We start from the raw sequence: 13,044 nt of genomic DNA on the forward strand, positions 1-13,044 counted from the left end.
TTTTAACTTTAAAAGGAGTGGTATCACATGAAAGAAGTGAATGTAAGGGAGTCTTCGCAAGAGCGCGAACAGCGTATCCAGCAGCAGTGGCAAAAGGGAAATGTGTTTCAGCAGTCGGTTCAAAACCGAGAAGGGCATCCTTCGTTTGTATTTTATGAAGGGCCTCCGACAGCAAACGGTTTGCCTCACGTGGGGCACGCGCTAGGCCGGACGATTAAAGACGTGGTGGCTCGTTATAAAACGATGACGGGGCATCAAGTGATTCGAAAAGCAGGCTGGGATACGCACGGACTGCCGGTTGAGCTCGGTGTTGAAAAGCAGCTCGGGATATCGGGGAAGCATGATATTGAAAAATACGGCGTAGAAGCTTTTATCAACAAGTGTAAGGAAAGTGTGTTTGTGTATGAAAAGCAGTGGCGCACGTTCACGGAGCAGCTTGGCTATTGGGTTGATATGGAAGATCCTTACATCACCTTGGAGAATTCATACATTGAAAGCGTATGGAACGTGCTTGGCACGATTCATGAAAAAGGACTTCTTTATAAAGGCCACCGCGTTTCACCTTACTGCCCGAGCTGTCAAACGTCGCTGAGTTCGCATGAAGTAGCGCAAGGATATAAAGATGTAAAAGATTTAACGGTAACGGTGAAATTTAAAGTGAAAAACCGCGATAATGAGTATTTTCTAGGCTGGACGACAACGCCTTGGACGCTTCCGTCAAACGTGGCGCTTGCCGTGCATGAAGAGATGAACTACGTTCGCGCTGAGCAAGGCGACAGCGTCTATATAGTGGCAGAAGCACTCGCAGACAAGGTGTTAAAAGGAGAGTATACGGTTTTATCTCATCATAAAGGAAATGAGTTAAAAGGGATGTCATATGAGCCGCCGTTTGATTTTGTGAAAGTGGAAAAAGGGCACGAAGTCGTAACAGCTGATTATGTAACGGATCAAAGCGGAACAGGAGTTGTTCATTTAGCACCTGCTTACGGCGAAGATGATTACAGAGTAGTAAAAGAAAACGGCTTTTCATTTGTGAACGTGGTGGATGAAAAAGGGCAGTATACGGCTGAAGTGCCGCCTTTTCAAGGACGTTTCGTGAAAGACTGCGACGTTGATATCGTTCGTTATTTAGCAAATGAAGGCGTGCTGTATCATAAAGAAAAGCATGAGCACAGCTATCCGTTTTGCTGGCGATGCGACTCGCCGCTTCTTTATTACGCAAATGAAAGCTGGTTTATCCAAACGACGGCGTTGAAGGAACAGTTTTTGAAAAACAATGAAAGCGTGACGTGGTACCCGGATCATATCAAGCACGGTCGCTTTGGTAACTTTTTAGAAAATATGGTGGACTGGAACATCAGCAGAAAGCGCTACTGGGGAACGCCGCTGAACGTATGGGAATGCGGAGCATGTCAGCATCAAGTAGCGCCAAAAAGCATCAAGGAGCTTCAGAAACATGCGTCACATTCTGTGAATGACAGCATTGAACTTCATAAGCCCTATGTAGATGATGTAAAGCTAACGTGTCCGGTCTGCAGCGGAGAAATGAAGCGAACGCCGGAAGTGATTGACGTTTGGTTTGACAGCGGCTCGATGCCGTTTGCGCAGTATCACTATCCGTTTGAAAACAACGAGCTGTTTCAAAAGCAGTTTCCAGCAGACGTTATCGCAGAAGGAATTGATCAAACGCGCGGCTGGTTTTACAGCCTGATGGCAGTTTCAACGCTGTTTACAGGAAAAGCACCGTATAAGCGCGTTTTGTCTCTTGGTCACGTCTTAGATGAAAACGGTCAAAAGATGTCTAAAAGTAAAGGAAATGCGCTGGACCCTGTTGATCTTATTCATACATTTGGTGCCGATGCGCTTAGATGGGCGCTTTTAGCAGACAGTGCCCCGTGGAATCCGAAGAAATTTTCAGAGCGCGTCGTGCAAGAAGCGAAGTCAAAAGTCATTGATACACTTGTGAACGTGTACGGCTTTTACGTGCTGTACGCTAAGCTTGACGGCTATGACCCGAAGCAAACGTATGAATCGAAAAAAACAAAATTGGATGAGTGGATTCTTTCACGTTTGCATAGTACGGTTAAGCGAGCAACAGCACATCTTGAAGATTACGGGTTTACAAGCGCCGCTCGTGAAATCGCGGCATTTATTGAAGAGCTAAGCAACTGGTATGTACGACGTTCCCGCGATCGCTTTTGGTCAGAAGGGATGGACGGAGAAAAAGCAGCGGCTTACGATACGCTTCATGAAGTGTTAGTCACGCTTAGTCAGCTGTTAGCGCCGTTTACGCCGTTTGTTGCGGATGACGTTCATGAAAATCTGACAGGGAAAAGCGTCCATTTAGTAGACTATCCTGTGTATGATCAAACCAAAGTGAATGAAAAGCTGGAAAAAGAAATGGCAGCGGTACTGCAAGTAGTTGAACTAGGCCGAAGCATCCGAAATACGCATTCGTTAAAAGTAAAGCAGCCTCTGCAAAGTCTTTCGCTTGTGGTAACGGAAGAAGATGTAGAGTGGGAAGCGTACCATGATGTCATCAAAGATGAGCTTAATGTGAAGAACTTTAACGTGGAGCAAGACGACGACAAACTTGTTTCTTATGTATTAAAACTTGATTTTAAACAGGCGGGACCGAAGTTTGGAAAACAAGTAAATGAGGTCAATCAAGCATTAAAGAACCTTTCAGAAGAGCAAGGAAAAGAGTTTGTGGAACAAGGCAAGCTGAGTGTTACGCTTGCTTCAGGAGAAAACTTAACGCTTGAAACGGCAGACGTACTTGTTGAAAAAGTGCCAAAAGAAGGTTTTTCGGTTGCATCAAACGGCACGTATACTGCGGTGTTGGATACGGCGTTAACCGAAGAACTCGTGCAGGAAGGAGTCGCTCGTGAAGTAATTCGAGCGGTTCAAGACTATCGTAAAAAGCTGGATTTACCCGTGAATTTACGTATCGATTTGGAGCTTAGCGGAGACGAAGAAGTGCAGAAAGCCGTCGAGAAGTTTGAAACGCTGCTTCAAGAAAATCTTCTGCTGCACAGTCTCAGCGTGACAGAAACGATGGAAGATGGAGAGACGGTAAAAGTCGGAACAAAGCAAATTACGCTTCGTGTTTTAAATCAGAGCTGATAAAGAGAGGCAAAGATAAGTTGAAGTAATGTACGAACGGTTTATCGATTAACCGTTCGTTTTTTCTGTTTTTATAGTGAACGTAGCTGCTTCTAGCTGTGGATTGGAGGGCAAGACGAAGGCTCCTGCGAGAAAAGCAGAACAGGTGAGACCCCACAGGAGCGTCAGCGACGAGGAGGCTCACCGGCCGCCCGCGGAAAGCGAAGTCTTGCACGGAAATCAACAGCGGGATAACAAGCAATTCATACTAATCATTCACCCGATTTGTTCGTCTTTAGGTGAGATGAATTTCGGTATTTCTAAATCTCTCTTTTTACCTTTAATCAAACTGTCCGAGAACATTTTTAAGACTCGGCCAAACGATTTCAAAAGGAGCAGCTAACACATACTCTTTTCCGTTTTCATCTTTAAAGTGCTGAACAAAACGGTATTTTCCTACTTTGTAGTTAGGAGTTGCGATATCTAGTTTGAGAGATTTCCCTGGCTTCAGCGTGACAGTTTTATCAGGAAACTCTAATCCTTTTAGCACAACTTCGTACCACTTTCCGCCTTTTAAGTGATCCGCCGTATTTTCATAAGGAATCGTTAAGGTATGCGTCGAATTGTTTTGAATAACAAAAAAGCCAAACTGCGTTTTATCGTATTTTTTACTTACAGCAGATAGCGTAATAGTTCCCCCGTCAGTGTTAATGGAAGATGGGATGTTTTTTTCTTGTTTGGCTCCTAAATCCATTTTTTGACCGTTATAATCGATATAGCCAAAAATACAAAACAAAATAATAAAAATGCCTAGTATTAGTAAAAGTGTTCGTACTATTTTCAAAAGCTTTGCACCACCTTTGTATCACTCTTCCATTATACGGAAATTCATCTATGAGAAATAGTATGAATTTACCTTTTATCTATAACCTTTTTGAAAGGAAGGATGGAAATGAGACAAATTATAGCCATGGGCGGCGGAGGTTTTTCGATGGAGCCGGATAACTTGCTTCTGGATCAATACATACTTTCACAAGCTTATACAGATGTGCCGAAAATCTGCTTTATCCCTACAGCCAGCGGAGATGCGGATAATTATATAGAAAGGTTTTATGAAACGTTTAATAAATTAACGTGTGACCCTTTCCATTTATCGCTGTTTTCACCGAACTTTATAGATTTAAAAGCATATGTGCTGCAGCACGATATTTTGTATGTAGGCGGCGGTAATACAAGGAATATGCTTTCTTTATGGAAAGAATGGGGACTTGATACGATTTTAAAAGAAGCTTATGAAAAAGGAGTGATCTTAGCAGGAATAAGCGCAGGTTCACTTTGCTGGTTTGAAGAAGGCGTCACTGATTCAATGAACGACAACCTGTCTAAAATCGACGGTTTAGGGTTTTTAACGGGAAGCAACTGTCCTCACTACGACGGAGAAAGCAATCGAAGACCTTCATATCATGAGTTAATGGCAAGCGGTGAAATCAAAGAAGGCTATGCTGTAGATGACGGAGTTGCGCTGCATTTTAAAGATGAGAAGCTATCCGCGTCAGTTAGCTCAAGGGCAACAGCAAAAGCGTATGCTGTTAATCAAAAAGAGAAGGAAGTAATTGAACGTGAGCTTCCGATGAACTATTTAGGTAATCGCAAGCAATAAATGGCCGCTTCCCATGTTTCTCTGCATAAAATCGAGCTTATTCGTACATACATAAGCAGAGACTCTATATAGGAGGTTACTTCAGTGAGTTATGAACGATACTGGGGAAACATACATGAACAAAGCGATAAGCTGCAGGAGTTATTATCGTCGTATTGGCATCAGTATTCAGATTTTGGAAACTGGCAGTTTTGGGTGGTGCTTGCTTCGCTCGTTCTTCCTCTTGTGTTGTTGTATTTTACCGTAGACCGGACGCGAATCTTTGAGGTGTTTTTCTTCGGTTACACAGTGCACATGCTCTGGGCATATATTGATATTGCACTCGGGAGAAGCGGTCATTTAACACACACGTTTTTCTTAACGCCGCTGCTTCCGAACGCAACGAATATTACCGCTTCTATTTTGCCGGTAGGCTTTCTGCTGCTTTATCAATATTGTACGAATCACCAAAAGAATTTTTATCTGTATACAATTCTGCTGAGCGCTGTTTTTTCATTTGGGCTAGCCCCTCTTGAACACCATTTTAAATTTATTGATTCAGGAAAAGGAATGAGCTTGTTTTATATTTTTCTGATTGATATAGGAATAACGCTAGTGGCGTATTGGGTTACAAGGCTGCTTGTAAAAGCAAAAGCCGCAGCCTATCGTAAAGTAGAAAAAGAACGCTGAAAAAATGTTTTAAAATGAGTAGTTAAGGGTATACATACATTTAAGATAAATTGAGGTGAAAAAATTGTATTACTACCGCATTTCAGAAGGACAAGATGAAACGTACTCTGAGACAATTGTTGTTCATGAAGAACAGTTTGATCAAGGTACATTTGAAAAAATGGTGAAAGAAGCGATGGTCGATAAGCCTGGCAAAATTGATCAAGTGGACATTGTGAAATATTTAATTGGACATTATCATTTCCAAGTTGCATATATTGAAGCAGCCTTTCATAGTACATATACAGATTAATAACGTTATGTATTCATTAAGAAACCCCGTTGCACTGGCAGCGGGGTTTTTTGCCTCTACCAGTATCGATAGTGATAAGGGTTTTGAGGTTGATAATAAGAATTCTGAGGCGGAGGATACGTATAAGGAGACGTGTGATGGTAGGCTGGGCCTCCTTGTTTTTTCTTTTTATATTGTTCTTTTTCTCCGCATTCGTCCGTTGGTCCAATCACGATGGTTTGATTTTTTAACGGAGCCAGCGTTTTTTTTAGCTGCTCCGGATCTAAGCAGTACGTGTGAGCAAGGACTTCAATAGGCGTATTATTTAAAATGTCCGATCCAAAAATGTATTCCGGGTAAGGGGCGTCAAAAATGGCAAGTAAATGCGTATTGTCTTCAGACGCAACCTCCCAGTGCCACCAGCCTTGAGGGATATTAGCTACTTGACCCGGGGCAATCGGAATATTTGTCACTTCATTGTTAAACGGATTGATTAATGAAACGACGGCTGAGCCTGAAATGCAGTAGACTAGCTCAGCGGCATTTTGATGATAGTGCGGTTCGACCACGCGGCTTTTGCTTAAGTAAATATCGAGTAACGATACGTTTCCAAGAGTATTTAGCACATCTCTTCCTAGCCGGTTAATATAGTTTTCATCATTGCGCGTATTAAGTCTGTTTTTATTCACATCAGAAAAGTATTGTACGTTTGGATTATTGTAATCCATATAAGACGTTGACAAGGGTCTTCAGCTCCGATCCTTGAATTTTTTATGATGCTGTATCGTATGCGAAGAGTTTTATGTCGTGACAGAAGCCTAGGAGGATATGTAGGTAAGGCCTATTTTTGATAACGTGTACAAACATTTGTCCACTGATTTTCATACACTGTAACAGGTTCTTTTTTACAGAGCCATGATCAATGTCAGACGCATACGACAGATCATTTTAAGGAAAGTGAGTTGCAGAGCTGTTGCTTGATCAATATGAAAAGATAACTAGTACGTATGAAAAGCTGGATGAACTTCAGCTGCCGTTGGATAAGCCCGTTTTAGTAGGAATCGAGTGGAACGGAGTGCTGTTTGAGTTTTTAGTCAGGTTAAAAAAAGAGTCTTCTCATTTGCTTGTGTTTGGCTCAGGAGGAGGAGCAAGTCAGGAAATGCCTGCAGGCCCTCCATATTTTCAGCGCCATTCGTGGATGAATGAATTCCAAGATTCAATTATTTACTATAACGATCCTACGCTTTATTTAGGAAAGGTGTCGCTTGCGTGGGGACAAGGGACAAGCGATCGTTTTTATTTAAAAGACATTGCGGTTTTAATTGAAAAATTTATGAAAAAAGTACAGGTGAGTTCGTCTAATGTGCTATTTTACGGATCATCGGGCGGCGGCTTTATGTCGATGTTTTTAGCGGGGTACGTAAAAGGAGCAAAAGCGCTTGTCAACAATCCGCAGACTTGCTTGACCAAGTGGCTGAAAACGCCGGTTCGGCAAGTGTTTAATTTATCTTATCCTAACCTCACAGAAGAGGAAGTGATTGCTTCATACGGTGAGCGAATCAACGTAGTGAAGTTTTTTCGCCATATTAACTATGTGCCGAAGGTGTATTACTTGCAAAACGGGGCGTTTGAATACGATATGAACAATCACTTGCTGCCGTTTTTAACGGATTTGCAGGATATGCCAGATGACTGTGAAATCAATAATATAAAAGTCGAGCTCTATTATAATCCAAAGCTGAAGCACGCAGCTGTTAGTAAGCAAGAAACGATTGATTATGTGAATATGGCAAAGAAGATATAAGAAAAAAGGCAAGAGTTTATCCTTTAAGGAGCTCTTGCTTTTTTATGTCGAATTTTCTAACTCAATAGATACAAGTAGGAAGTTATGTTGCTTTTTCTTTTGAATATGATAGTGAAGATGAGGTGTAAGGAGGGAAAGTATGGCCGATCAAGATGAGAGAAAAAGATACTTGATGGAAGTTCAGACCTGGCTTGAACAAGTATGTGATCCTGTATTTGAAGAAGCCATTACAGAAGTAGATATAACGTCATATATAACGCGCACGCAAGAAGACGTTCTTGAATATTTAAGTGAAGAAGATGTCAACGAATATACGTTAGAAGAAATCAATAATGCAGTGCGGCATATTGATAAAGTCTTAAAAGAGCGGCTTGGAGACGATGGCAGGGAGCGAGAATCGATAGCGCCAGGACAGCACGAGCTGCCGCCGCTTGGCTATAGCTATTCAGCTCTTGAACCGTATATTAACCGAGAGATCATGCGTCTTCATCACAGCAAGCATCACCAAAGCTATGTCGATGGATTAAATAAAGCAGAGCTCATGCTGCAGCAAGCCCGTAACACAAACAATTTTGACCTCATAAAACATTGGGAACGGGAAGCTTCTTTTCATGGCTCCGGTCATTACTTACACACAATCTTTTGGGAAATTATGAGTCCAGAAGGAGGAGGGAGGCCGAGACGACAGCTGCTGCAGCAGCTTCAAAAAGACTTTGGCAGCTATGAGAAGTTTATGATGCACTTTTCTCAAGCTGCTAAAAAAGTAGAAGGTGTGGGGTGGGCAATCTTAGTATGGTCGCCGCGTTCGCGAAAGCTTGAAGTTCTGCAGGCTGAGCGCCATCAGCTTCTCACGCAGTGGGATACGATTCCGCTGCTCGTATTAGACGTATGGGAACACGCATATTATTTACAGTACAAAAATGAACGTGATCCGTACGTTGATAATTGGTGGAAAATAGTTTACTGGCCAAATGTAGAAAAAAGATTTGAGGCAGCCAGAATGCTTCAGTGGCAGCCGTATTAACAAGTATTGCAGGTATCTTAATTTCAAATAAAGAGGATATGAAAAAATTATATTAGTTGAAGAAAGATCCGAACGATGAATTGAGATTCTTGATAGAGAATCTAACTCGTTCGGATTTTTTATTTGTAGGGAAAACGTAGGTTTTACGTATGTAGGTACTTCTAGCAGTTGATTGGAGGGCAAGACGAAGACTCCTGCGGGAATAGCGGAACAGATGAGACCCCGCAGGAGCGTAAGCGACGAGGAGGCTCAGCGCCCGCCCGCGGAAAGCGAAGTCTTGCACGGAAATCAACTGCGGTGTAAAAAGTGATTTATATTAAGCTATTTTAGCTACTTTAACGCATTTATTTATTTTTAAATAAACTATGTTCTAAGTAACCAATAAAAAATAAAGTATAAGCCTCTAGAACCAGTTAAATGTTACAAATGAAATAATCCAGTATAAATGTGTGTAAAAGCACCGTTATATGCCTAAATATGTATGTTTTTGAAATGTTAAGGTGATTAATTTACTAGTTTAAAAGGAAGAATATTTATTTTTACTGTAACTAAACTATCAAACTATTGACATGTTACTGAAATATAACTGTAATATTCATGTGTTATTTTTTATGTATTGGTAGATAAAGGGGAAATCAATTACATGAAAAAGACAATGATTACGTTCAGTTTAGTTCTAATGTCACTGTTCGGAGTGGCAAGTGGTGCATCAGCTGCAACAAATACATATACAGTAAAAAGCGGAGATTCGCTATACAAAATTGCAAAGACATATAAAGTATCGGTTAGTCAGCTGAAACAGTGGAATAACTTAAAGTCAGACAGTATTCATCCGAAACAAGTATTAAAAGTATCTCAAGCAAAATCAAGCACGCCTGCTAAAGCAGCGCCTGCGAAGTCTTCAAACGTTGTGAAAGAATTTAAAGTAACAGCAACAGCGTACACAGCGAACTGCAAAGGCTGCAGCGGAAAAACGGCGATTGGAATTGACTTGAAAAAGAATCCAAATCAAAAAGTGATTTCTGTCGATCCAAAAGTGATAAAACTTGGTTCAAAAGTATACGTAGAAGGTTACGGCACGGCAATCGCAGCTGATACAGGCGGTGCGATTAAAGGAAATAAAATTGATGTTCTGCTTCCTTCTCAAAAAGAAGCGTTAAAATGGGGAAGAAAAACAGTAAAAGTTCAAATCTTAAAATAAGTATTTCTTAAGGAAATGAGAGCCTTCGTTGAAGGGCTCTCATTTTTTTCTTCATTAAAGGGTATGCTACTTTATATATACTGATGGAAAAGTTTTACGAAAATGATCATATTTGTTGACAAATATTTCGGAAACGGATATATTTATTCGGTATATAATTAAGTTCATTAAATATTCGTGACATAAATTAATAGAATGAACACATAAAATATATTCTTAACCTGTTTGTCATCTGAAGATTTACATACAGATAATTTTAAAGGGAAAGGTCTTGTTAAAATGAATACACAAACACAACAGTCCGATCAAGCCCGAACTCGGTCTATTTTTGGCGTAATGATAATGGGAGCGCTCGTCGCTTTTTTAAATCAAACGCTGATTAACATTGCGCTTCCGCAAATGATGGATCATTTTCATGTAACGGCGGCTACGGGCAACTGGTTAACAACCATCTTTATGTTAGTAAACGGAATTGTTATTCCAATTACAGCATTTTTAATGAATCGATTTACTACAAGGCAGCTGTATATTACAGCAATGGGGCTGTTTACAGTAGGAACACTGCTTTGCGGTATTGCACCGACATTTTCCATTATTTTAGTGGGACGCGTCGTGCAAGCAGCAGGAGCAGGGATTTTATTTCCGTTAATTACCAACGTTATTTTTACATTATTCCCGCCTGACCGACGCGGCTTTGCGATGGGGATTTTTGGTGTAGCGATGAACTTCGCACCGGCAGTAGGGCCGACGCTTTCTGGTTTAATAGTTGAGCACTACTCATGGCGCGTTTTATTCTTTATGATGTTTCCAATTGCACTTATTAACGTAATTGCGGCTATTATTTTAGTGAAAAACGTGACAGAAACAAGCCGACCTAAGCTAGACGTGCTTGGCGTTATTTTGTCAACAATTGGATTTGGCGGCTTGCTTTATGCGTTCGCTACGGGCGGTACAAAGGGCTGGACCAGCACTGAAGTATTAGCCATGTTCATTGTAGGCGGTATTTCAATTCTGTTCTTTATTTTCCGTCAGTTAAAAATCGATCAGCCACTTCTTGAATTCCGTATTTTCCGTTACCGTATGTTCACTTTAACAACAATCATTAACGTGATTGTGACAATGGCAATGTTTTCAGGTATGATTTTAATGCCGATTTATATGCAAAACGTACGGGGTTTTTCACCGTTTCTTTCAGGTCTGCTGTTACTGCCAGGGGGAATTGTAATGGGGATTATGTCTCCGATTACAGGACGGCTGTTTGATAAGTTCGGCGCAAGATGGCTTGCTGTTATTGGTTTAGCGATTACCGTTGTGACAACATATGAATTAACAAAACTTGAAACGACAACAACATTTATGTATGTGATGATTGTCTATACTGTGCGTATGTTTGGTATGTCACTGCTTATGATGCCAATCTTTACAGCTGGATTAAATGAGCTTGCGCTTAGTCTAAATAAATACGGTACGGCGATGGTTAATACGCTTCGAATGGTTGCCGGAGCTGTAGGAATGGCGTTCTTTGTGTCCATTATGATGAATCAAGGTGAAAAACACGTGAAAAACATCGTAACGAATCAGCAAATTTTGCCGACAGATAAAGGCAGTATGGCTGAAGCCGTGAATCAAGGTACAGCAATGGGTATTAACGATGCGTTTATGATCGCAACGATTTTAAGTGTGATTGCGTTTGTTTTAGCCTTCTTTATTCGTAAAACATCACCAAAAGAAGATACCATTACAAATCGTGTAAAAAAAGCAAGCTAATAAAAAATCCGTGCCTTATATGGTACGGATTTTTTTTATGAGTTAAATTTATCTTTTTTATAGTCAATATAAAGCGATCCGTCCGACTGAACCTCAGCGTAAAAGACGTCATCAATTGAGTTGACTCCCGCTTTTTCTAGCTGCTTATGCAGCCAGTTGTTATCTACGTGTAGGTCCTTCAACGCATCTTCATTCGCTTTTCCGTCGTAAATAACGCCTGTTGAAGTGGGAAATAAAAGCGTTTTTGACCACGAGTTCGGCTTTTTATCTTGTTTTTGCATAACGGAAAGGTTTCCGTTGATTTCTAATATAGCGTACTCGACATCTTTTATGGAAAATACGTTTTGCTGCCTCAGCATGCCTAAAAGAGATTCAATATCTAGCCGGACTTGTTTTAATGCCTTTTCCATTACTTTCCCTTGCTTAATCACAATTTTAGGCTCACCGGTAATAAGATGCCGTGCTTTTTTCGATTTCATTCCAAGATAGCCCATAGCGATCGTTAAAAATGTCCATCCTAGCAGTGAATAAACTCCTTTATCAATCTCTACTCGCTTATCAGTGGAGAGGGAAGAAGCAATATTACCAATCGTAATCGCCGTAATAAACGTAAACACATTTAACTGGCTGATTTCTGTTTTTCCCATGAGCCGCGTTAAAAGAAGCAGCACAAAAAATGAACAGGCGATTCGAAACGTCGATTCAGCATAGCCCATACATTTCACCCTTCCTTCATTTCCTTGTTTTATGTTGTGAAAAAATAGAAATTTTATGCAGTTGAAAAGATAAATTCCATGCTTCTTTCCCACTCGCTTTTGCTTTTGCGCTACAATAAAGAAGCAGCGTGTTTGACTAGACAAAAGAAGGTGAAAAGATGAAACCATTTAAAGCTTCAGCATTATTAGACGTTATCAGCGAATTGTTCTCTGATGAAGCGTCGATTGCCGTGTCAGATCTAGAAATGTACGTGTATTACCGCGCAAGTAAACGAATCAATTTAAAAATCAGCCCTGGAGATCACATTAAAAAAGGAACGATTACATATAAAGCATTAGAGCGAAAGCAAAAAGTATCGGAATTTATTCACCGAGACGTGTTTGGCACGCCTTACTACGGCATGGCCGTGCCTTTCTTAGACGAAGGAGAGGTTCAAGGATGCGTGACGGCGATTTTTCCCGCGTTAACGAGCGGAAAATCAGTTGTGACGTTAAAGGTGAACGAGGGATGGATACCGGTTCCTTTCTCAAAAATTATCTACGTAGAAGCGCGTGACCGAAAAACCTATGTGTACGCACAGAAGTATACGGGTACGCATAAATACACGTTAAATGAATTTGACTATGTGCTTCCAAAAGAAGAGTTTGTGCGCTGTCATCGTTCCTTTATCGTCAATGTGACGCAAATTCAAGAAATTTATCCTGATACACATTCAACTTTTTTACTAGTAATGAGCAGCGGAGAAAAAATTCCGGTCAGTCAGTCGTACGCCAGCTATTTTCGAAAACTCCTTGGGTTTTAACCGTCATTTTGCTTAATTATCATC

General features: G+C 40.8%; 13 protein-coding genes. 10 read left to right on the plus strand and 3 right to left on the minus strand.

Going from position 1 to position 13,044, the window contains the following annotated elements:
* Nucleotides 1-27 precede the first annotated feature (27 nt).
* Nucleotides 28-3,126: an isoleucine--tRNA ligase gene (gene ileS / locus MMB69_RS10900; RefSeq protein ID WP_277447717.1), complete on the plus strand. Its 3,099-nt coding sequence runs from the start codon at nucleotides 28-30 to the stop codon at nucleotides 3,124-3,126.
* A gap of 319 nt (nucleotides 3,127-3,445) precedes the next feature.
* On the opposite strand, the gene MMB69_RS10905 is transcribed toward ileS, so the two are convergent.
* Nucleotides 3,446-3,949: an immunoglobulin-like domain-containing protein gene (locus tag MMB69_RS10905; RefSeq protein ID WP_277447718.1), complete on the minus strand. Its 504-nt coding sequence runs from the start codon at nucleotides 3,947-3,949 to the stop codon at nucleotides 3,446-3,448.
* 108 nt (nucleotides 3,950-4,057) lie between these two features.
* Here MMB69_RS10905 and MMB69_RS10910 point away from each other — a divergent pair, with 108 nt between their 5' ends.
* The 3 genes from MMB69_RS10910 (at nucleotide 4,058) to MMB69_RS10920 (ending at nucleotide 5,726) form a co-directional block, all read left to right on the plus strand.
* Nucleotides 4,058-4,765, plus strand: a complete 708-nt coding sequence (locus MMB69_RS10910) for a Type 1 glutamine amidotransferase-like domain-containing protein (protein ID WP_277447719.1) — start codon at nucleotides 4,058-4,060, stop codon at nucleotides 4,763-4,765.
* 84 nt (nucleotides 4,766-4,849) lie between these two features.
* On the plus strand, nucleotides 4,850-5,434 hold the full coding sequence (locus MMB69_RS10915; RefSeq protein WP_047750788.1) for a hypothetical protein: 585 nt from the start codon (nucleotides 4,850-4,852) through the stop codon (nucleotides 5,432-5,434).
* 55 nt (nucleotides 5,435-5,489) lie between these two features.
* Nucleotides 5,490-5,726 carry a hypothetical protein gene (locus MMB69_RS10920; RefSeq protein ID WP_224357852.1) on the plus strand — a complete coding sequence of 79 codons (237 nt, stop codon included), beginning with the start codon at nucleotides 5,490-5,492 and terminating at the stop codon, nucleotides 5,724-5,726.
* Between the two features lie 56 nt (nucleotides 5,727-5,782).
* Here the strand turns inward: MMB69_RS10920 and MMB69_RS10925 are convergent, their stop codons facing one another.
* Nucleotides 5,783-6,448 (minus strand): cupin domain-containing protein, encoded by a 666-nt coding sequence (locus MMB69_RS10925; protein WP_277447720.1) that lies wholly within the window; start codon nucleotides 6,446-6,448, stop codon nucleotides 5,783-5,785.
* 230 nt (nucleotides 6,449-6,678) lie between these two features.
* Between MMB69_RS10925 and MMB69_RS10930 the strand changes: the two genes are divergently transcribed.
* From MMB69_RS10930 to MMB69_RS10950, 5 genes are all read left to right on the plus strand, one after another.
* A complete protein-coding gene (locus tag MMB69_RS10930; RefSeq protein WP_221784949.1) occupies nucleotides 6,679-7,509 on the plus strand; it encodes a glycosyl transferase family 2 in 831 nt (276 codons plus the stop codon).
* 139 nt (nucleotides 7,510-7,648) lie between these two features.
* Nucleotides 7,649-8,533 carry a superoxide dismutase gene (locus MMB69_RS10935; protein WP_016764472.1) on the plus strand — a complete coding sequence of 295 codons (885 nt, stop codon included), beginning with the start codon at nucleotides 7,649-7,651 and terminating at the stop codon, nucleotides 8,531-8,533.
* Nucleotides 8,534-8,701: 168 nt separating this feature from the next.
* A complete protein-coding gene (locus MMB69_RS10940; protein WP_260507837.1) occupies nucleotides 8,702-8,836 on the plus strand; it encodes a hypothetical protein in 135 nt (44 codons plus the stop codon).
* A 340-nt stretch (nucleotides 8,837-9,176) separates the two neighbouring features.
* The gene (locus MMB69_RS10945; RefSeq protein WP_013057420.1) at nucleotides 9,177-9,734 is read left to right on the plus strand and encodes a 3D domain-containing protein; all 558 of its coding nucleotides are present in this window, start codon (nucleotides 9,177-9,179) and stop codon (nucleotides 9,732-9,734) included.
* A 279-nt stretch (nucleotides 9,735-10,013) separates the two neighbouring features.
* Entirely contained in the window at nucleotides 10,014-11,501 is a 1,488-nt protein-coding gene (locus MMB69_RS10950; protein WP_221784950.1) for a DHA2 family efflux MFS transporter permease subunit, read from the plus strand.
* A 35-nt stretch (nucleotides 11,502-11,536) separates the two neighbouring features.
* Here the strand turns inward: MMB69_RS10950 and MMB69_RS10955 are convergent, their stop codons facing one another.
* Nucleotides 11,537-12,217, minus strand: a complete 681-nt coding sequence (locus tag MMB69_RS10955; protein WP_028408225.1) for a DUF421 domain-containing protein — start codon at nucleotides 12,215-12,217, stop codon at nucleotides 11,537-11,539.
* 158 nt (nucleotides 12,218-12,375) lie between these two features.
* Here MMB69_RS10955 and MMB69_RS10960 point away from each other — a divergent pair, with 158 nt between their 5' ends.
* On the plus strand, nucleotides 12,376-13,020 hold the full coding sequence (locus tag MMB69_RS10960) for a LytTR family DNA-binding domain-containing protein (protein ID WP_221784951.1): 645 nt from the start codon (nucleotides 12,376-12,378) through the stop codon (nucleotides 13,018-13,020).
* Nucleotides 13,021-13,044: the final 24 nt, after the last annotated feature.

This window comes from Priestia sp. P5, assembly GCF_029522155.1.
Lineage (GTDB): Bacteria > Bacillota > Bacilli > Bacillales > Bacillaceae_H > Priestia > Priestia megaterium_E.

Coding starts and splice junctions, on each gene's coding strand:
- ileS (WP_277447717.1), top strand. CDS start 28: ATGAAAGAAGTGAATGTAAGGGAGTCTTCGCAAGAGCGCGAACAGCGT.
- MMB69_RS10910 (WP_277447719.1), top strand. CDS start 4,058: ATGAGACAAATTATAGCCATGGGCGGCGGAGGTTTTTCGATGGAGCCG.
- MMB69_RS10935 (WP_016764472.1), top strand. CDS start 7,649: ATGGCCGATCAAGATGAGAGAAAAAGATACTTGATGGAAGTTCAGACC.
- MMB69_RS10945 (WP_013057420.1), top strand. CDS start 9,177: ATGAAAAAGACAATGATTACGTTCAGTTTAGTTCTAATGTCACTGTTC.
- MMB69_RS10950 (WP_221784950.1), top strand. CDS start 10,014: ATGAATACACAAACACAACAGTCCGATCAAGCCCGAACTCGGTCTATT.
- MMB69_RS10955 (WP_028408225.1), bottom strand. CDS start 12,217: ATGGGCTATGCTGAATCGACGTTTCGAATCGCCTGTTCATTTTTTGTG.
- MMB69_RS10960 (WP_221784951.1), top strand. CDS start 12,376: ATGAAACCATTTAAAGCTTCAGCATTATTAGACGTTATCAGCGAATTG.